Source organism: Streptococcus mitis (assembly GCF_003942695.1).
Classification (GTDB): domain Bacteria; phylum Bacillota; class Bacilli; order Lactobacillales; family Streptococcaceae; genus Streptococcus; species Streptococcus mitis_BD.
Genome location: NZ_RJNU01000016.1, coordinates 15,450 through 34,009, shown reverse-complemented (window position 1 = coordinate 34,009; position 18,560 = coordinate 15,450). Strand labels below are relative to the sequence as shown.

The following is an 18,560-nucleotide window of genomic DNA, read 5'->3' as shown; positions in this document are numbered from 1 at the left end:
AGCTCATACAGGCACATCATCCCCTCCTGGTCCCAGTCCTCTTTCTCCCACAGATGTAAATGGTATTCTTTGCGGCACTTGTTTACAATCCCTTTACTTTCTTCATACAACTCTTTTAGATTCATAGACCTCTCCTTTCTGCATTTAGTTTAACAAAATGCGCGAGCCCCTGAGTCTACTTTCTCTATTCTATACTTCTCGCTACCTCAACTGCATACAAAAAGAGAGGCCTGGCCTCTCTGGGGTTATAATTCTGCAATTTGGTTGAGATTCACTTCTGCAATCGTGTCATTACCAAACATAGAGATAATCATCTTCACTTTGTTGTTATCAATTTCAGTAATTTTACCTGTATAGTCTGCAAAAGCGCCATCAATGATGCGGACAGTCTGGCCAACTTCAACGTCAATATCGAACTCTTGAACCGTTTGTCCCATAGAAACCAGAATATCACGGATTTCTTGTTCCAATAGCGGAGTTGGTTTTGATCTGTTCCCGTGTGACCCGACGAATCCTGTTACGTTAGGTGTGTTTCGAACAACGAACCACGCTTCATCTGTCATGACCATTTCTACAAGGACATAACCTGGAAAGCGATTCTCTTCAATTTCCTTTTTCTTTCCATTTTTCTCAACTTGCACGGTTTGTGTTGGAATCTCAACGCGTAGAATATTATCCAACATGTTATATGTTTGCGCACGTTGCAATAGATTTTCTTTTACCTTATTTTCATAGCCAGAATATGTTTGTAGAACAAACCATCCTTTGTCAAAACTATCCATGATATTTCCTTTCATAATAGAAGAAAGCTAGCAGAAGTTCTCCGCTTTTCTTCTAAAAAATGTTAATAAATCGAATCAAACCTGAAACAATCAACTGGTCAAAAATGTAAATGATCACCACAAAGAAGGCTGTGTATTCCATAATAGAGCGAAAATCTCTCCAGCTTTCTTTGCGAGTTGGCCAAGTTGTTTCTTTAAGAAGTTTAAAAATATCCTTAATAAAACCCATCGTTCTCTCCTATCTCGTCTCTCTATGTGTCGTATATTTTCCACAATGTTTACAAAATTTATTTACTTCTAGTCGTGTTGGCTTGGGGTTCCCACTAATTTTGATTGAGTAATTCCTTGAACCACAAACTGCACAAGCTAGGCTTGCTTTTTTTAGTGCCATAACGCCTCCATCTTATCTATTATAACAAGAAACCTAGGCTTTGACAAGCCTCTTAACGAAAGAGATTGACGAAAGAGTCCCAGATTGTCTGGGCTTTTTCTTTTATCTTTGCATCCGAAATCGCACGTCCCGCTTCGTCTACAAGATTTTGAGCACGACTACGAATATCTTCTAGCGGATCCTTGGACTGGTTCGTCTCATTTTCAATAGCTTGTTTTTTAGTATTTTCTGGCGCAATGCCATTCTGCTTATAGGCATTCTCAACCGTAAAAGTGCTGCCAGGAGTATAAGGCAAGATAGTATTAGCCATACTTCTAAAGACATGGGCTGCTCCATTAGAAGTCGACCCTGCTAGATAATGATTCTCATCTGTTGTTGGGAAGCCGAGCCAGTGGCTGATTACAACATCTGGAGTATAACCAATCACCCACTGGTCACTGGTATATTCAGGGTTGAAAACAGCCTCAGTAGTTCCTGTTTTACCAGCCATAACGTAATCCGCTGGCGACGAACTAATTCCTGTACCATTGGTAAATGTTCCTAGCATCATACTGGTCATTTTATCAGCTACCGACTTATCAATCACTCGTTTTTGGGAGTTTTTATGACTCTTGATGACCTGACCACTGGCATTTTCAATACGAGTGATGAAATGTGCTTCAGGCATTAGACCTCCATTAGCAAAGGCTGCATAGGCTTGCGCCATCTGGAGAGGATTCGTCTCCACACCTCCACCAAGAGCAACTCCAAGAACTCGGTCAACTTTATCCATATTCAGGCCAAATCTCTCACCAGCGTCAAAAGCTTTGTCAATCCCCAATTTATTTACAGTCGCAACTGCTGGTAGGTTGAGTGATTCCGCCAAGGCCTGATACATAGGTACTTCTGGAGATGTCTTAATACCCGCATAGTTGTCTACTTGATAACTGTCATACTGCATGGTGTGGTTGTCCAGTTGTTTGTTCAGAGCCCATCCGGCTTCCACAGCTGGAGTATAAACCACTAAAGGTTTGATAGTTGAACCCGGGCTACGCTTAGACTGAGTAGCATAGTTGAAATTACGGAATCCTGATTTGTCATCACCAGCTACGCGACCGACAACTCCACGCACCCCACCTGTTTTAGGCTCTAGAGCAACACTACCTGATTCGGCATGCGTTCCGTCTTCTGCCGTTGGAAATAGGGAAGTGTTTTCGTAAATAACCTGCATGTTTGCTTGATAGTTTTGGTCAAGTTCCGTATAGATTCGATAGCCGTTGTTGACAATCTCTTCTTCTGTGAGATTGTACTTGGAAACTGCTTCGTTGACAACTGCATCAAAATAGGATGGATAACGATAATCAGAAATTTTACCCTCATACTTATCTTGCAGTTGAGAAGCCATATCTACTCCAGCTGCTTCGGTCTCTTGATTTTTATCAATATAGCCCGCTGCAACCATATTTTGCAAAACAGTATCCCTACGATTGGTCGAAGTCTCAACAGAATTTAATGGATTATACAATTCTGGTCCCTTGAGCATCCCTGCTAGAGTGGCCGCCTGATTAAGTGTTAGTTGCGAAGCGGATACACCGAAATATTTCTTACTTGCATCTTCAACACCCCATACTCCATTTCCAAAGTAGGCGTTATTGAGGTACATCGTAAGTATTTGCTCCTTGCTGTATTTTTTTGTCAACTCTAATGCGAGGAAAAACTCCTTGGCCTTCCGTTCAACGGTCTGGTCCTGGGAAAGATAGGCATTTTTCGCCAACTGTTGAGTGATAGTGGATCCCCCTCCAGAACGACCCGCTGTAAGGATAGCTAGAAAGAAACGACCGTAGTTAATCCCATCATTTTTATAAAAGGAACGGTCCTCTGTCGCGACAACAGCATTTTGCAAGTCTTTACTGATATCTGCCAGTTCAACATAGGTTCCCTTTTGACCTGATAGGGCTCCTGCCTCTTTTTCTTCGCGGTCAAAAATCAGAGTTCGCGTTTTCAAGGCATTTTGCAAGTCATTGACATTGGTAGACTTGGCTATTGCAAATAGGTAGGTCCCAACTAGCAAACCAGCACTTAACCCTAAAATGATGACAATCTTTGTCAGATGATAACGACGCCAAAATTTCCGAACTGAACCCACTTGTGACAATTTTTTTCTATCGCTCCGTGAACGACGCATGCTAGTCGAATCAGACTCTGCCGATTCATTCGTTTCTTTTTTAAAGAGAGAAAGGAACTTCTCAAATAATTTATCTAATTTCATGCGTTTATTTTATCATCTTCACCATAGGAACTCAAGAATTTAGCTATTCCCTATCCAAATAGGGCTTTTTTTGTTACAATATCTGTATGCAATTCACATTTACATTACCCGAATCCTTGCCTCAAATGACGGTCAAACAATTCCTAGAGGAACAACTCCTCATCCCTAGAAAAATCCGCCATTTTTTGAGAATCAAGAAGAACATCTTAATTAATCACAAAGAAGTTCACTGGAACGAGATGGTCAAACCAGGGGATGTTTGCCAGTTGACTTTCGACGAGGAAGATTATCCCCAAAAAGAAATCCTTTGGGGCAATCCAGCCCTCATTCAAGAAGTTTATCAAGACCAACATCTCATTATCGTCAACAAACCTGAGGGTATGAAAACCCATGGAAATCAACCTGATGAAATCGCCCTTCTCAACCATGTCTCTGCCTACGTTGGCCAAACCTGCTATGTCGTTCATCGCCTGGATATGGAAACAAGCGGTTTAGTGCTTTTCGCTAAAAATCCTTTTATCCTTCCTATTCTCAATCGTTTATTGGAGAAAAAGGAAATCGCTCGTGAATACTGGGCATTCGTAGAGGGGCAAGTAGGGAGCAAAGAACTTATCTTCCGAGATAAAATTGGTCGTGATCGACACGATCGCAGAAAACGAGTAGTAGATTCTAAAAATGGGCAACAGGCTGAAACGCATATCAGTCGATTAAAGCAATTTCCAAACAAGACTTCTCTGGTTCGTTGCAAACTAAAGACCGGTCGAACGCATCAGATTCGTGTTCACCTCTCTTATCACAAGCATCCTATCCTAGGCGATCCTCTCTATAACTCTAGATCAAAAGCAAGCCGGCTGATGCTCCATGCCTTCCGACTATCCTTTACCCATCCACTCACCTTAGAAAAATTGAGTTTTACCGCCCTCTCGGATACTTTCGAAACAGAATTAAAACAAAATGGATGACACTATCATCCATTTTTATATATAGAAAAAGCAAGACCACGTGGCCTTGCTTTTATCGACTCAAGAATTATTTAGCGATTTTTGCAAAGTATTCAAGAGTACGAACAAGTTGTGCAGTGTATGACATTTCGTTGTCGTACCATGATACAACTTTAACCAATTGTTTACCATCAACATCAAGAACTTTAGTTTGAGTTGCGTCAAACAATGAACCGTAAGACATACCTACGATATCTGAAGATACGATTGGATCTTCTGTGTAACCGTATGATTCGTTAGCTGCTGCTTTCATAGCTGCGTTTACTTCATCAACAGTAACGTTCTTTTCAAGAACTGCTACCAATTCAGTAACTGATCCAGTTGGAGTTGGAACACGTTGTGCAGATCCGTCAAGTTTACCGTTCAATTCTGGGATTACAAGACCGATAGCTTTAGCAGCACCAGTTGAGTTAGGAACGATGTTTGCTGCACCAGCGCGAGCACGGCGAAGGTCACCACCACGGTGTGGTCCGTCAAGGATCATTTGGTCACCAGTGTAAGCGTGGATAGTTGTCATCAATCCTTCTACAACACCGAAGTTGTCTTGAAGAGCTTTAGCCATTGGAGCCAAGCAGTTTGTAGTACATGAAGCACCTGAGATAACTGTTTCAGTACCATCAAGAACGTCGTGGTTAGTGTTGAATACAACTGTTTTAACATCGTTTCCACCAGGAGCAGTGATAACAACTTTTTTAGCTCCGCCAGCGTGCAAGTGTTTTTCAGCCGCTGCTTTCTTAGCAAAGAAACCAGTTGCTTCAAGAACGATTTCTACACCGTCAGTAGCCCAGTCGATTTGTTCTGGATCACGTTCAGCAGAAACACGGATGAATTTACCGTTAACTTCAAATCCACCTTCTTTAACTTCTACAGTACCGTCGAAACGACCTTGAGTTGTGTCGTATTTCAACAAGTGTGCAAGCATAACTGGATCTGTAAGGTCGTTGATGCGAGTAACTTCAACACCTTCTACGTTTTGGATACGGCGGAAAGCAAGACGACCGATACGTCCGAAACCGTTAATACCAACTTTAACTACCATTAGTGATTTCCTCCTTATGAAAATCCTGAAAATTTTATTGTGAAAAGAGTAACTTGAATCACTACAAATCACCTTTCAACATTATTATTATATAACTATTTAAGTAGAATTGCAAGTACGGGCGTTGTTTTTCTCTCTTGCTTTTCTACTTTTCAATCCCCTTCATTCACCTAAGCTTTTATTTCTAGGACCTTCTATCCTATCCGCATAATCTTCTCATAGTTCAACTCTAACTTCAGAAATAGGACTATGAAAAGAGACAGGATAACTCCTGCCTCTAGGCTGATAAACGATTATTTACGACGTCCTGGACGTTCTGCATAACCATAGTAAGCATCTGCCATGATTTCTTCCATGTCAGCTACCATTGGTAAGCGTGGGTTTGCAGGTGAACATTGATCTTCATAAGCAAGCAAGGCGATTTCATGCAAGCTGTCTTTCCAAACTTTTTCATCGATTCCAAAGCCTTTGAAGTTCATTGTGATTCCGACTGCTTCACCAAGATCGTAAACTGCTTTGGCATAAGCTTCAACCGCTTCTTCTGGAGTTGAGTGAGGCAATCCAAGCATTTTCGCGATGTCTTGGAATTTCTCATCAGCTTTCCAGTAGTTGTACTTAGGCCATGTAGTGGTCTTAGATGGACGAGTACCGTTGTAACGGATGACGTATGGAAGCAAGATTGCGTTTGTACGTCCGTGAACAGTATGGTGAACACCACCAATCTTGTGAGCCATTGAGTGGCTCATACCAAGGAAGGCATTAGCAAAGGCCATACCAGCCATTGTAGACGCATTATGCATTTTTTCGCGAGCTTCTGGGTCAGCTGTCTTAACAGATTTTTCCAACCATTCAAAGACAAGCTTGATAGTTTGAAGCGCGATACCGTCTGTGTAGTCGTTAGCAAAGTTTGAAGTGTAGGCTTCAGTAGCGTGAGTCAAGACGTCCATACCTGTATCAGCAGCGATGAAGTCTGGAACGGATTCAACCAAAGCAGGGTCAACAATGGCAATAGTTGGTGTCAATGAGTAGTCAGCCAATGGGTATTTGCGGTTGTTTTTCTTATCAGAGATAACGGCAAATGGTGTCACTTCTGAACCTGTACCTGAAGTTGTTGGAATACCGATGTATTTCGCTTTCTTACCAAGTGATGGGAAGCGGAAGGCACGTTTACGGATGTCCATGAATTTTTGAACCAAGTCACGGAAGTCAATTTCTGGTTGTTCGTAGAAGAGCCACATCACTTTAGCCGCGTCCATTGGAGAACCTCCACCAAGAGCGATGATAGTGTCTGGTTCAAATGCTTTCATCACTTCAGCACCACGTTCTACAGTTGTGATGTCTGGATCTGGTTCAACATCTGAGAAGACTTGGATCGTTACACGGTTGTTACGTGCGTTCAATTGATCAATAACACGTTGAACAAAGCCAAGTTTTTCGATAGATTTGTCTGTAACGATCATAACGCGTTCAATATCTTCACAAGTTTGAAGGTATTGGATAGAATTGCGTTCGAAGTAAATTTTTGAAGGAACTTTAAACCATTGCATATTATTTCTACGTTTCCCTACTTTCTTGATGTTTAGAAGGTTAATAGCGCTCACGTTATCACCAACTGAGTTGCGTCCGTATGAACCACATCCAAGTGTCAATGATGGGATGAAGGCATTGTATACGTCACCGATACCACCGAAAGTAGATGGAGAGTTCCAGATAATACGCATTGCTTTGATTTCTGTACCAAAGCGTTTAGCAAGAGCTTCGTCTTTTGTATGGATGGCCGCTGAGTGACCAAGTCCGTTAAACTCAACCATTTGACGTGCTTTTGTAAGACCGTCTTCTGTATCTTCAGCTTTTAGGACAGCGATAACTGGTGACAATTTTTCACGAGTCAATGGTTCTTTTGGTCCTACTTCTGCACATTCTGCAGCCAAGATGTTTGTTCCTTCTGGAACGCTGAATCCTGCTTGTTCTGCAATCCATGCAGCTGGTTTACCAACGATGTTTGCATTTAGTTTAGCGCCTGCACAGTTTTTGCTGTTTGCTTTCACGCCAAAACAGAATTCTTCAAGAAGTGCTTTTTCTTTTTTGTTTACAAAGTAAGTGTGGTATGATTTGAATTCTTCTACAAATTCGTCATAGACTTCTTTATCAATGATAACCGCTTGCTCTGATGCACAGACCATACCATTGTCAAATGATTTAGACATGACGATATCATGAGCAGCTTGACGGAGGTCAGCAGATTTTTCTACATAAGCAGGAACGTTTCCGGCACCTACCCCAAGAGCTGGTTTCCCACATGAGTAAGCCGCCTTAACCATAGCATTACCACCAGTCGCAAGGATAGTTGCAACACCTTCGTGGTTCATAAGCGCTCCAGTTGCTTCCATAGATGGTTCTGTAATCCATTGAACACAGTTTTCAGGTGCTCCAGCCGCGATAGCTGCATCACGAACGATTTGTGCTGCGTGAGCAGAAGATTCTTGAGCTGATGGGTGGAAAGCAAACACGATTGGATTACGTGTTTTCAAAGCAATCAATGATTTGAAAATAGCTGTTGATGTTGGGTTCGTTGTTGGAGTGACACCACACACTACACCGACAGGTTCTGCAATTTTAGTCAAGCCTGTAACTGGATCATCTTCGATAACTCCAACAGTTTTAACACCACGCATATTATTCACAACGTGCTCACAGGCAAAAAGGTTTTTTGTTGCCTTATCTTCAAATACCCCACGACCAGTTTCTTCAACCGCATGTTGTGCAAGGATACCATGTGCATCAAGAGCTGCAACCGAAGCTTTTGCCACGATATAGTCAACTTGCTCTTGGTTCAACTTGCGCATTTCATCAAGCGCAACCAAGGCTTTTTTCACTAACCCGTCGACATGCTTTTCAGCAGCGAGTTGTTTTTCCTCAGGTGTTAACGTTTTTTTATCAGCCATATTGTCCTCCATAGACTTCAAGGATTTAATCCTTTGTTAATTTTTTCACAAGTTTATTATAACTCTTTTTCAAGACTTTGTAAACCGTTTCATAAGCATTTCACAAAGAAATTTTATGATATTGTGAATTTTTTCTCAATACGGCTACGCAATAGAGTTTTGCTTGGATGATTGTGAAATTGTGATAAAAATTTTTTATTTCACAAAGTTTTTTATCGTTGATAATCAGACATCGACTCCACTTCTAGAAAGCGTTTTCTTTTTCGTTTTTAACAATAGCCCCCTGATTAGGAGGCTATTATTTTTGTTGAAAGACACCTTGTTTAAAGCTGCCTTCATAGACAACTTCTTGCTCTGTGGTCAACTTCCCTTGACCTTCAGCCTGGCCATTTACAAAATCACCTTCATATTTCCAGCCAGATTTGGACTGGAAGGTTCCTTTACCATTGAAGGCCCCATTGTTGAACTCACCTGTGTATTGATCACCATTTTCAAAGGTCAGGGTTCCTTGACCATTCATCTTTCCTCTTACCACGGTTCCATCATAAACAAGTGCACCATTATCAAGTGTCAGAACACCCTGTTTAGGTGTGTTTAGTAGAAAAACCGAGATGGCACAGATAGCGATTAGAAGGACTGTTGTAATCTCTACACGTGGGCGAGTTAGATATACTCGATATTTTTCGAAGATTTCTTTAAACTTTTCCATTGTCACTCTCATTTTCTAAACGGTCTAACCAGCTTTGGCATCCATTTGTGATACGCGCATAGGTTTCCTCAAAATCTCCTGTATACCAAGGATCTGGAACACTTTCAGATGCAAAAGAGTAGATTTTGTGCTGTAGTTCCTGAGGACACATTTGACGCAGATCTGAAACGTTTGAGGCATCCATACCGATAATGTAATCAAACGACTCAAAGTCTTCTCTGCCAATCTGAAGCGATGTTTTGTCTTTATCATACGGGATCTGATACTGCTGGAAAATCCCTTGCGTTCCCTTATGAATCGGATTGCCATGTTCCCATGATGATGTTGCACGACTCTCAACTTGATAATCACTCGTTATGGATTTCATCACAAACTCTGCCATGGGGCTGCGGCAAATATTTCCTAGGCAAACAAATACTATTTTTTTCATCCCTTTTCCTCTCATCTCATAGAAAAACGGGAGTGATAGATCCCGTTTTATTCTTCAATTGCTCCGCTTTCGTCGATAACTGCTCCTTCTGGTGTCACAGCCTCTTTGAGTGGCAACACTGTCTTGATTGCAGTCAATTCGAAAGTCAAATAAACGCCATCTACATCCAGTACGATTGTTTTCTTCTCAGTATCTACTTCATCCACTGTTCCGTAAAGTCCGCCGATTGTAATGACTTCATAGCCTTTTTGAAGCTTGTTCAAGCTTTCCATACGCTTTTGCGCTTGTTTCTTTTGAGAACGTTGCATAAAGAACATCAAGGCCATCATCCCTACAAGCATGATTAAGAAAGTAATATTTGGATCCATTGTTTTCTCCTTTGTATTTTACATAGAACTACTATATCAAATTTCAGCTACTTTTACAAGGTTGTGCCTTGTTTTATGGCAATAAAAAAATCAGAGTTTCCACTCTGATTTTTCTGCGATTATTTCAAGTTTTGAACGACTTTTACAAGATTTTCGACAGTAAAGCCATATTCTGCCAATACTTTTGGTGCTGGGGCAGATGCTCCGAAGGTATCAATACCGAGAACTGCACCATCAAGACCAACATATTTGTACCAGTTTTGAGTTGCTCCCATTTCGACGGCAACACGGCGACGAACTGCATTTGGAAGGATTTCTTCCTTGTATGCTGCGCCTTGTTTATCAAAGACATCTGTCGATGGCATGCTGACTACACGGACTTTTGCGCCTTGGCTAGCTAATTCTTTGGCAGCTGCGACAGCGAGATTGACCTCAGAACCTGTTGCAATCAAGATGGTATCAAAGTCAGCTGCATTTTCATAGACAACATAGGCACCTTTTGCAACCTTGCCAAAGTCTGTCCCTTCTTCAACAGTCAAGTTTTGACGTGTCAAGACAAGGGCAGTCGGTGTTTTCTCACTTGTCACTGCAAGGTACCAAGCTGCTTGAGTTTCACGCGCATCTGCTGGACGGAAAACATTCAGATTTGGCATCGCACGAAGACCTGCTAAGTGTTCAACTGGTTCGTGAGTTGGACCATCTTCACCAACCGCAATAGAGTCATGGGTGAAGACATAGGTCACAGGAAGACCCTGTAAAGCTGATAAACGAACGGCAGCCTTGAGATAGTCAGAAAATACGAAGAAAGTCCCGCCGTAAACACGAAGTCCACCATGAAGGGCCATCCCGTTCAAGATCGTTCCCATTGCAAATTCACGAACACCAAACTGAATGTTTCGATTCAAGCGATTGGCATCGTCTTGAAGTCCATCTGTTTTGATGTAAGTCATGTTTGAGTGAGCTAGGTCAGCTGATCCACCTAGGAAAGTTGGCAACTTAGCTGCCACAACGTTCAAAGCATCTTGGCTCGAATTACGAGTTGCTTGAGAGAAGCCATTTTCTAAGGCTGGGAAGTCTGCTGGAGTCACTTCAACTGGATCACGTCCGTCAATGATGGCTTCTACTTCTGCTGCAAGTTCTGGATAAGCTTCTTTATAATCAGCAACTAGTTTTGTCCAAGCTTGATAAGCTGATGCACCACGGTCTGCAACATTTTCTTTAAAATCAGCATAAACTTCAGCTGGAATTTCAAATGGTTCATAGTCCCAACCGAGCGCTTGGCGAGTAGCCGCAGTTTCATCTGCTCCAAGAGGAGCACCGTGTACAGCATTAGTTCCTTGTTTGTTTGGAGAACCGTATCCAATAACAGTCTTCACTTCAATCAAAGATGGTTTTCCTGAAGCTTTGGCTGCTTCGATAGCAGCATGGATTGCTTCCAAGTCTGTTCCATCTTCAACCAAGGCTGTATGCCAACCGTAGGCGTTGTAACGGTCACGAACACTTTCAGTGAAAGAATCCTTTGTCTCACCATCCAAGTTGATGTCATTTGAATCATAAAGAACCACCAACTTGTCAAGTTTTTGCAAACCTGCGTATGAAGCCGCCTCACTTGAGACACCTTCCATCAAGTCTCCGTCGCCACAGATCACATAAGTATAGTGGTCAAAGATATTATAGCCTTCGCGGTTATATTTGGCTGCAAGGAAACGTTCTGCTTGGGCAAAACCAGTGGCAGTCGAAATCCCTTGCCCTAGAGGACCAGTTGTCGCATCAACCCCTGCTGTATGCCCAAATTCTGGGTGACCTGGTGTTTTTGAACCCCATTGACGGAAGTTCTTGACTTCATCCATGCTAACATCTTCAAAACCAGAAAGGTGAAGAAGGGCATAAAGAAGCATAGAGCCGTGACCTGCTGAAAGAATAAAGCGGTCGCGGTTGATCCAGTTTGGTTGAGCAGGATTGATACGAAGTTGCTTTGTAAAGAGGCTATAGGCCATTGGAGCCGCTCCCATAACCACCCCTGGGTGACCTGAGTTTGCTTTGTTGATGGCGTCAATACCTAGAAAACGAATTGCATTAACAGATAGATTTGACATAGAATTTCCTTTCTCTTTGAGACGATTAGTAGTTCACACATTCTATTTTACTATTATATGAAAAAATGCATAGAATAGCAATAAAACAATTTGCGTTCATCTAACACATTTGATTTTCTATCCCCTCGTCACCTCATAGTAAGGAAGTAGGCGAGAATAAGCATCTTCTAACTTTTCTAAAATTGCTTCTAATGGCTGATCTTCTAAGAAAGAAATATCTGACTTGACCAAAACTTTACGAATTTCCTGACATTGCACCTTCTCGCGTAAGAGCAGACGATCTTCTTCTGTGGCTTCTACCTTTTGACTCTGGTCGTCGGTATATACTAGATAATACATTCCTTCTACCGGTGAAATATCTAAAACCTTGGCTTGTTTGCCCAGAGTCTGCTCATCTTTCTTGCGCTCGATGAAACTGACTTCTAAGGAAATACCCGAGTCTGAGGGATTTCCATACAAACGCAGCGCCAACATGGGTTCTGTCACCTCCCCCTCTCTTTGTAGATAGACCCAGAAATGCGGTCGCAAGCGTTGCGCTTGATTCATCCACTGACTAGTCTGTTGCAGTTGCCATTCTGAATGCTTTTCTTGGAAGGCCTTGGCTAAGTTCGTAAAAGCCTTGCGAGCCTCCTGCCCTTTGTGGCGCAATTCCAGCATCTTCTCTCGCTCATCTCCAGCCTTATCTGGATGACGATATTGGATACCTGCATAAGATAGATAGTTCTTGATTGCTTCCATCATCTGTTTCTTCTCCCTTTTCTAACAAAAAATCAGGACAAGCCTGATTTTGTTTATTCTGTATCTACAACTACATAGCGATTTGGCTCATCGCCCTCAGAATAGCTGGTCACTCCATCCATGCGTGAAATAATGCGATGGATAATCTTGCGTTCGCTATTCGACATTGGATCTGTTTGCTGGCTACGACCCTCCTCCAAAACGCGATTCGCCAATTTTTGAGCGTAGGTTTGCAACACTTCTGCACGATGCTCCACATAGTCATTGACGTTGATCGTGATGTAGAAAGTTCTTGAATAGCGATTGTAGAGGTAGTTTTGCGCCAAAAGCTGAAGTGCTTTCAATACTTTCCCATGATAGCCGATAATACGACCAGGCTCATTGGTATCGATTTGAAGATTAATCGTACGACGATTGTAGTCGCTTGAAATCGTCCCTTCAACATCCATATCGTCCACAATGGTTTGAACATAGTTAGCCACTTGAGTTGCTACTTGTTCGATGTCATAACTCGGCTCCACCTTCAAACCTAGATCTTCCAAAGACTGGCTTTCTACCGATTCTGACATAGATACAAATTCTTCACACTCTGCTGGGTCTTCCACTCCAGCATCTCCTGTCTGCAATTCATTTAAAATCGCGATGTGACCTGTTTCTTCTAAGATCGTGCTAGCATGTTTCTCATTTTTCAAGATTTCAGCCTTGATTTCATCAGAAACACCCTGACCTTCCTCTTCTATTTTTTTGATCGCCTCAACAACATGACCAAGATCAACTGTCGCCTCTGTTACTGTCTTAACAGGTTCGTTTTGTTCATTGATCTCTTTCGGAACACCTTTTACAGCTTGTTGATTGGCCTTAATCACAGTCGTCTCACTAATCGCCTCAATATCAACTTGAGCTGGTTTTTTCCCAAATAAGCCTAAAAAACCTTTCTTCTCTTTGGACACGACCTTGATGTGAGTCTTCATTCTCGGAATACCTAACTCTTTCAATCCTTTCTGGATTGCTTCTTCAACAGTTGAACCTGTAAATAATACCATTATCAGATTCCTCCTTATTATTTCGTTTTCTGAGCCTTTTTCTTGGCTTTTCTTTTTCTATTTTCCAAATCTTTTTTAGCTTGTACTTCCGCCTCACGCGCTGCAATAATCTTAAAAGGATTATTTAAGAAGTAGGTTTGCAAAACTTGATAAGCATTGGATACTGCCCAGTACAAGGCTACGCCACTAGGTGAAGAGATGGCAAAGATAAAGATCAGTACAGGCATCCCGTACATCATCCCTGTCATAGCTCCACTTCTTTCAGGTAAAGCCTTATTCGATAACCAACTGCTTAAGAAGGTAAAGACTGCTGCCAAAATCGGAAGGATAAAGCTTGTGTCTACTCCCCCAAGGTTCACCCACAAAAAATGCCCTGTTTTCAAAAAGTCTACTCGAGTCAAGGCTTGGAAGAGAGCCAAGAGAACCGGCATTTGAATCAAAATCGGCCAGAGAGAAGAAGAGTGTTTGACCCCTAATTCTTTATAGACCTTCCGCATCTCCTGATCCAGCTTGGTTCTACTTTCCATATCACGACCTGGATATTGTTCTTGCAGAGCCTTGATGCGTGGTTGAGCCTCTTGCATTTTTCTAGAGGCCACCATCTGAGTCTGAAAGACCGGCAATAGAATCGTACGAATCAGGATCGTAAAGAGGATAATCCCCACTCCGATACTAACGTCAAAGGACAAGAAGCGGATGATTTCAGCAAAAAAATAGACAAATTTACTCCATATATCTGTAGAATCTGCTGCAACATCGCTTGTCCCACAGGCTGTCATGAAAAATAAGGACAAGCCCAGCAAACTAGTCAACTGTAGTTTCTTTTTCACTCCTAATTCCTTCCCGGTAAATCTTTGATAACTTTAATACGTGGAGTAGATTTTTCTCCATTTCTGCATAATCCAAGCCTTCAACCCCTTTTCGAGCAATTACGACAAAATCAACGTTATCAGCTAACTGCTCCCTTACACTTAGCAAAATGTGTCGAATCCGTCTTTTAATTTGATTTCTAGTGACTGCATTCCCTAATTTCTTACTGACGGACAGCCCTACTCGAAAATGACTTTTCTGATTTTCCAATTGGTAGACAACAAATTTACGATTAGCAAAACTTGTTCCATCCGTGAAAATAGCCTTAAAATCTTTCTCTCTTTTTACACGAAAGCTTTTCTTCAAAACTCAACTCCATCTATTAAATTACTACTATTATAACAATTTCCCTCAATAAAAGCTAGACAAATACCGTCAATTATAGACATAAAGGCCTTTTTCTACATTCTTATTCCAAAGATTATGGACTATTTTAGACATTTTTAGACATTTCTTGGTTACTTTTTGGTTAGCTTTTACAAGTCCAATTTATCCAATTTTTCAGTTATATTAAACTTCATCTGCTCCGTAACATGAGTATAAACTCCCAAAGTCATTTTCTCGTTCGTATGACCTACTCGTTCCATAATCGCCTTGATTGGAACTTCCAATTCTGCAAGTAAACTAATATGTGAATGCCTAAAAACATGAGTAGTCAATACAAAATCCTCTTCTTTTTGAATTCCACTTCTTTTAAAACTTCTCTTCAAAAAATCATTAAAAGAAAAAATCATAAAAGGATTCCCATTTTTCGTAAATATAAATCGCCCTTCTTTTTCAATGAAAAGATATTCTTCTATGATCTCTAACACTCTATCGCTAATACCAATGACTCTATAAGAAGCTAAACTTTTTGGACTATCTAGGAATATTTCTGCTTTACTTCCGCTCGTATGCAATGTATGCTTAACTTCTAGTGTTTTATTTCCAAAATCAATATCCTCAAGAGTCAAAGCCAAAACTTCTCCAAAACGTAATCCAGTCAAATACATAAATTCAACAATCAAACGTACTCGTTGATTCTTTTCTTCTTTTTCTAAAAAATTAAGATACTGAACTACTTCTGCTCTAGTAAGATACTTATTCTGTTTCTTCCTGACTTTTTTTAAATTCTTCTTCCTTTTTGGCAAAACAACATTATCAATAGGATTCTCACTTATATAACCAACATTTAAGCAATACTTAAAAAACAAGTTTAATAAAACTTTCTTATTTTTCCTATGTTCTGCAGAGCATGGCAATTCTAACAATATATTCTGAACTATTCGACTTGTCACATTCATCAGTAAATAATCTTCCAATTTCCTGATCTCACCAATAATAGTGTATTTCTGAGACTTAAAAGTACTCCTCTTCAGCTCAGATTTTCGAATTTTTAAATATTCTTCATAGGCTTCCTTAACTGTTATTTTCCTTACTTCTGTTTTCTCTTTTTCTATGTTCTCCCTCTTTTTTTCTATTTTCTCATCCAGCAAGATTCTTGCCTGTTTCTGAGCTTGCCTTGTCTTAGAAGTTAAAGTTATAGAAACTTGTTTCCACTTATTCTCTTCTAAATCAAAATATTTTTCATAATATCTATATTTTCCATTCTCCAATTCTCTAAAAAACATTTTATACTCCTTTTAAAAATGAGTATATCTCTAGTCAATAACTATAGTATATCATTTTTTCCCAATCAAATATATCTAACTCTCTCTCTATGCAGAAGAAATAGATAAAATCCTCTCACATTAATCAATACTTTTTGTCCTGTCCTAAAAGATATATCTTTAAATTCTTTCGTCTTTTGACTTTCGTCTAATCTCCTTTCAATTGTTTTAATACTAATCGAAGGGAAATAATTTGCTTTTAAATCCTTCTTTGATACACAAATATCAGGATAATTATTATATGATTTTTCCATTTTTATTCTCCTATTTCCGAACAAATTTTGAATACCTGGTTGAACCTTTTGACCTAAAATACGAATTTTATATCCTATCCTGGTTTCTTTATGTTCACTTTTTTCTCCATAAAACGACAAAAAACAGCAAGCCATTCCTGACTTGCCATTCTTTTTATGTTAGTTACTCAATTCCGACAATTCACTTTCAACACGTTTCAAAACTACTTGTACTTCTTCTGTACTTCGATAACCCTCAAGTGAAGCTAACTGCCCTTCTATCCTTCCTAAAATACGTAACACTTTATCTAGTTCATTATTTTGCTTAGGCTTAGATATTTCTTGATTCGCTACTGTCAATCTTGTTACTTCATCATGCAATCTTGAATTCTGCAACACAACTTCTTTCATAAAATCCATTGTTTCCAAGATTTCTTTAGCCCTTGTACTGTTTTTATACAGATTTTCCCTAGCCATTTTTTCATATTTCATTTCATCAGAAATATATTCTGTATCTTTTTTGATAGAAGCATGCTCTTTAGACAAAGCATCATGTTCTTTAGATAAGTTCCTATGCTCACTAGATAAACTATCATGTTCCATTTCACGTTCTTTTGACAATGCCTTCATTTCAGCTTTAAGACCACTATTATCTCGTGCTAACTTAATCGCAATACCTACTAACGAAGCTATCGTTGTCAAAACTCCACCAAATGTAACCCAATCCATAAATGAATACCCCTCAATCATTTTTTCTCCTTTCTATCTTATCATATTTTCAATTATGTTATAACTGTTCTAATAATTTTTCTATATCAGGAAAATAAGTATAGGCTTCTCCCCTCGTAAAATCAAATGAACATTCTTCTATAACTGACACACTAGCATAATGTCTTTTTGGTAATTTTTGGTTGGCATGACAACCCTCATAATGATAAACAACACGAACATACTGATTATTCCTTCTAACCTCAACTAACATAGTTTCAATCCCATAACCAGTATCACGACTAGCTGTAAATTCCAAACACTTTTGATTCTCTCCCAATCTCTGAGCTAATCTTACAGCATACATTTTCAACAATTCTACTTGATCCATTTTCTACTCCTTAAAACAGCAAAAAAAAGGTAAGGTTACCCCTACCTTAATTATTTAGTAAACTTACTTTCATACTATCTCCCTTAATTCAATTTACGTCTACCCCAAATTGTCGCAACCAAACCTACAAATCCCCAAATTGTCGCAAAGATTGTACTTGCTGTCCCAGTATTCGGAAGAACTTTTAACTGCCCTTCTTTGTCTTTCAAAGCGATTGTACCGTCCTTTTGTTTCACAGCGCCAATTTCATAAGGTTCTTTTTCTTGATAATCACCTTCTTCTGTTTCTACTACTACTTTACCTTGATTCGTAGATACAACTGTATGACCTGTATTTGTTTCAATAGGTTGCTCTTTGATTTCTTCTTTGGTAACATTCAATGGTTTAGGTTCGTCTGTTTCCTTTACACCAACATTTTCTTCTGCCTTCTGTTTCGCTTCCTTAACTTCAGGAGTATCTTCTACAGTAGGCTTCTTATCTTCTTTTGGCGTTTCTTCTTTCGGTTTTTCTGCCTTAGGTTTTTCTGATGGAGTTGTAGGCTCTACAACAACTCCTGTATTATCCTTTTCCTGCTCTTTCTCGGAATTTTTTCCAAGATTTTCAGAAGGCTTATCTTCTTTTGGCTTTTCTTCCTTAGGTTTTTCTGACGGAGTTGTAGGCTCTACAACAACCCCTGTATTATCTTTATCTTGTGTTTTATCAACACTTCCACCTAAATCCAAATTTTCTGTTACTTTTGGCGCTGGTTTCTCAACAGATGATTCTATTGGTTTTTCAGAAACCACTAACCCTGCATTATCTGATGAAATTGGAGCATTTCCACCCAAACTAATTTCATCAGCATATACTCCACTAGTAACTGCGCTCAATACAGCTACAGACAACAATGTTACAAATTTCTTATTCATTTCTTTTTCCT

General features: G+C 40.0%; 20 protein-coding genes and 1 pseudogene. 1 reads left to right on the top strand and 20 read right to left on the bottom strand.

Annotated elements, in window-relative coordinates:
• From D8852_RS10210 to pbp2a, 5 genes and pseudogenes are all read right to left on the bottom strand, one after another.
• Positions 1 to 125: pseudogene (locus D8852_RS10210) on the bottom strand (sigma-70 family RNA polymerase sigma factor); the annotation flags it as partial.
• 120 nt (positions 126 to 245) lie between these two features.
• Positions 246 to 782, bottom strand: a complete 537-nt coding sequence (gene nusG, locus D8852_RS09535) for a transcription termination/antitermination protein NusG (protein WP_000376728.1) — start codon at positions 780 to 782, stop codon at positions 246 to 248.
• 52 nt (positions 783 to 834) lie between these two features.
• A complete protein-coding gene (gene secE / locus D8852_RS09530) occupies positions 835 to 1,011 on the bottom strand; it encodes a preprotein translocase subunit SecE (protein WP_000505776.1) in 177 nt (58 codons plus the stop codon).
• A 9-nt stretch (positions 1,012 to 1,020) separates the two neighbouring features.
• Positions 1,021 to 1,173 (bottom strand): 50S ribosomal protein L33, encoded by a 153-nt coding sequence (gene rpmG / locus D8852_RS09525; RefSeq protein WP_001809375.1) that lies wholly within the window; start codon positions 1,171 to 1,173, stop codon positions 1,021 to 1,023.
• Between the two features lie 52 nt (positions 1,174 to 1,225).
• A complete protein-coding gene (gene pbp2a, locus D8852_RS09520; RefSeq protein WP_125425866.1) occupies positions 1,226 to 3,421 on the bottom strand; it encodes a penicillin-binding protein PBP2A in 2,196 nt (731 codons plus the stop codon).
• A gap of 86 nt (positions 3,422 to 3,507) precedes the next feature.
• On the opposite strand from pbp2a, the gene D8852_RS09515 reads away from it, so the two are divergent.
• Positions 3,508 to 4,383, top strand: coding sequence for an RluA family pseudouridine synthase (locus tag D8852_RS09515; protein WP_125425868.1), 876 nt, complete (start codon positions 3,508 to 3,510; stop codon positions 4,381 to 4,383).
• Positions 4,384 to 4,450: 67 nt separating this feature from the next.
• Here the strand turns inward: D8852_RS09515 and gap are convergent, their stop codons facing one another.
• From gap to D8852_RS09440, 15 genes are all read right to left on the bottom strand, one after another.
• A complete protein-coding gene (gap, locus tag D8852_RS09510) occupies positions 4,451 to 5,461 on the bottom strand; it encodes a type I glyceraldehyde-3-phosphate dehydrogenase (protein WP_000260669.1) in 1,011 nt (336 codons plus the stop codon).
• A gap of 293 nt (positions 5,462 to 5,754) precedes the next feature.
• Positions 5,755 to 8,406 (bottom strand): bifunctional acetaldehyde-CoA/alcohol dehydrogenase, encoded by a 2,652-nt coding sequence (gene adhE, locus D8852_RS09505; protein WP_084946773.1) that lies wholly within the window; start codon positions 8,404 to 8,406, stop codon positions 5,755 to 5,757.
• A gap of 298 nt (positions 8,407 to 8,704) precedes the next feature.
• Positions 8,705 to 9,115, bottom strand: coding sequence for an MORN repeat-containing protein (locus D8852_RS09500; protein ID WP_125425870.1), 411 nt, complete (start codon positions 9,113 to 9,115; stop codon positions 8,705 to 8,707).
• On the bottom strand, positions 9,102 to 9,545 hold the full coding sequence (locus tag D8852_RS09495; protein WP_125425872.1) for a low molecular weight protein-tyrosine-phosphatase: 444 nt from the start codon (positions 9,543 to 9,545) through the stop codon (positions 9,102 to 9,104). The genes D8852_RS09500 and D8852_RS09495 overlap by 14 nt, the downstream gene beginning before the upstream one ends.
• 47 nt (positions 9,546 to 9,592) lie before the next feature.
• Complete coding sequence (gene yajC, locus D8852_RS09490; protein WP_084972885.1) at positions 9,593 to 9,913, bottom strand: preprotein translocase subunit YajC; 321 nt, start codon at positions 9,911 to 9,913, stop codon at positions 9,593 to 9,595.
• 119 nt (positions 9,914 to 10,032) lie between these two features.
• On the bottom strand, positions 10,033 to 12,009 hold the full coding sequence (gene tkt / locus D8852_RS09485) for a transketolase (protein ID WP_125425874.1): 1,977 nt from the start codon (positions 12,007 to 12,009) through the stop codon (positions 10,033 to 10,035).
• A 117-nt stretch (positions 12,010 to 12,126) separates the two neighbouring features.
• Positions 12,127 to 12,750 carry a ribonuclease P gene (locus D8852_RS09480; RefSeq protein WP_125425876.1) on the bottom strand — a complete coding sequence of 208 codons (624 nt, stop codon included), beginning with the start codon at positions 12,748 to 12,750 and terminating at the stop codon, positions 12,127 to 12,129.
• A 50-nt stretch (positions 12,751 to 12,800) separates the two neighbouring features.
• The gene (jag, locus tag D8852_RS09475) at positions 12,801 to 13,790 is read right to left on the bottom strand and encodes an RNA-binding cell elongation regulator Jag/EloR (RefSeq protein WP_125425878.1); all 990 of its coding nucleotides are present in this window, start codon (positions 13,788 to 13,790) and stop codon (positions 12,801 to 12,803) included.
• Positions 13,791 to 13,807: 17 nt separating this feature from the next.
• On the bottom strand, positions 13,808 to 14,620 hold the full coding sequence (locus D8852_RS09470; RefSeq protein WP_084925119.1) for a YidC/Oxa1 family membrane protein insertase: 813 nt from the start codon (positions 14,618 to 14,620) through the stop codon (positions 13,808 to 13,810).
• Positions 14,595 to 14,966, bottom strand: a complete 372-nt coding sequence (rnpA, locus tag D8852_RS09465) for a ribonuclease P protein component (RefSeq protein WP_000748124.1) — start codon at positions 14,964 to 14,966, stop codon at positions 14,595 to 14,597. Before rnpA ends, D8852_RS09470 begins: the two co-directional genes overlap by 26 nt.
• A 170-nt stretch (positions 14,967 to 15,136) precedes the next feature.
• Entirely contained in the window at positions 15,137 to 16,270 is a 1,134-nt protein-coding gene (locus D8852_RS09460; RefSeq protein WP_125833920.1) for a tyrosine-type recombinase/integrase, read from the bottom strand.
• A gap of 65 nt (positions 16,271 to 16,335) precedes the next feature.
• Positions 16,336 to 16,563 (bottom strand): hypothetical protein, encoded by a 228-nt coding sequence (locus D8852_RS09455; RefSeq protein ID WP_004244165.1) that lies wholly within the window; start codon positions 16,561 to 16,563, stop codon positions 16,336 to 16,338.
• A 159-nt stretch (positions 16,564 to 16,722) separates the two neighbouring features.
• Positions 16,723 to 17,292 carry a hypothetical protein gene (locus D8852_RS09450; protein ID WP_260467104.1) on the bottom strand — a complete coding sequence of 190 codons (570 nt, stop codon included), beginning with the start codon at positions 17,290 to 17,292 and terminating at the stop codon, positions 16,723 to 16,725.
• 37 nt (positions 17,293 to 17,329) lie between these two features.
• Positions 17,330 to 17,641, bottom strand: a complete 312-nt coding sequence (locus D8852_RS09445; RefSeq protein WP_125833918.1) for a hypothetical protein — start codon at positions 17,639 to 17,641, stop codon at positions 17,330 to 17,332.
• An 83-nt stretch (positions 17,642 to 17,724) separates the two neighbouring features.
• Positions 17,725 to 18,549 carry an LPXTG cell wall anchor domain-containing protein gene (locus D8852_RS09440; protein WP_185755611.1) on the bottom strand — a complete coding sequence of 275 codons (825 nt, stop codon included), beginning with the start codon at positions 18,547 to 18,549 and terminating at the stop codon, positions 17,725 to 17,727.
• Positions 18,550 to 18,560 lie beyond the last annotated feature (11 nt).

Coding starts and splice junctions, on each gene's coding strand:
- nusG (WP_000376728.1), bottom strand. CDS start 782: ATGGATAGTTTTGACAAAGGATGGTTTGTTCTACAAACATATTCTGGC.
- secE (WP_000505776.1), bottom strand. CDS start 1,011: ATGGGTTTTATTAAGGATATTTTTAAACTTCTTAAAGAAACAACTTGG.
- rpmG (WP_001809375.1), bottom strand. CDS start 1,173: ATGGCACTAAAAAAAGCAAGCCTAGCTTGTGCAGTTTGTGGTTCAAGG.
- pbp2a (WP_125425866.1), bottom strand. CDS start 3,421: ATGAAATTAGATAAATTATTTGAGAAGTTCCTTTCTCTCTTTAAAAAA.
- D8852_RS09515 (WP_125425868.1), top strand. CDS start 3,508: ATGCAATTCACATTTACATTACCCGAATCCTTGCCTCAAATGACGGTC.
- gap (WP_000260669.1), bottom strand. CDS start 5,461: ATGGTAGTTAAAGTTGGTATTAACGGTTTCGGACGTATCGGTCGTCTT.
- adhE (WP_084946773.1), bottom strand. CDS start 8,406: ATGGCTGATAAAAAAACGTTAACACCTGAGGAAAAACAACTCGCTGCT.
- D8852_RS09500 (WP_125425870.1), bottom strand. CDS start 9,115: ATGGAAAAGTTTAAAGAAATCTTCGAAAAATATCGAGTATATCTAACT.
- D8852_RS09495 (WP_125425872.1), bottom strand. CDS start 9,545: ATGAAAAAAATAGTATTTGTTTGCCTAGGAAATATTTGCCGCAGCCCC.
- yajC (WP_084972885.1), bottom strand. CDS start 9,913: ATGGATCCAAATATTACTTTCTTAATCATGCTTGTAGGGATGATGGCC.
- tkt (WP_125425874.1), bottom strand. CDS start 12,009: ATGTCAAATCTATCTGTTAATGCAATTCGTTTTCTAGGTATTGACGCC.
- D8852_RS09480 (WP_125425876.1), bottom strand. CDS start 12,750: ATGATGGAAGCAATCAAGAACTATCTATCTTATGCAGGTATCCAATAT.
- jag (WP_125425878.1), bottom strand. CDS start 13,790: ATGGTATTATTTACAGGTTCAACTGTTGAAGAAGCAATCCAGAAAGGA.
- D8852_RS09460 (WP_125833920.1), bottom strand. CDS start 16,270: ATGTTTTTTAGAGAATTGGAGAATGGAAAATATAGATATTATGAAAAA.
- D8852_RS09455 (WP_004244165.1), bottom strand. CDS start 16,563: ATGGAAAAATCATATAATAATTATCCTGATATTTGTGTATCAAAGAAG.
- D8852_RS09450 (WP_260467104.1), bottom strand. CDS start 17,292: ATGATTGAGGGGTATTCATTTATGGATTGGGTTACATTTGGTGGAGTT.
- D8852_RS09445 (WP_125833918.1), bottom strand. CDS start 17,641: ATGGATCAAGTAGAATTGTTGAAAATGTATGCTGTAAGATTAGCTCAG.
- D8852_RS09440 (WP_185755611.1), bottom strand. CDS start 18,549: ATGAATAAGAAATTTGTAACATTGTTGTCTGTAGCTGTATTGAGCGCA.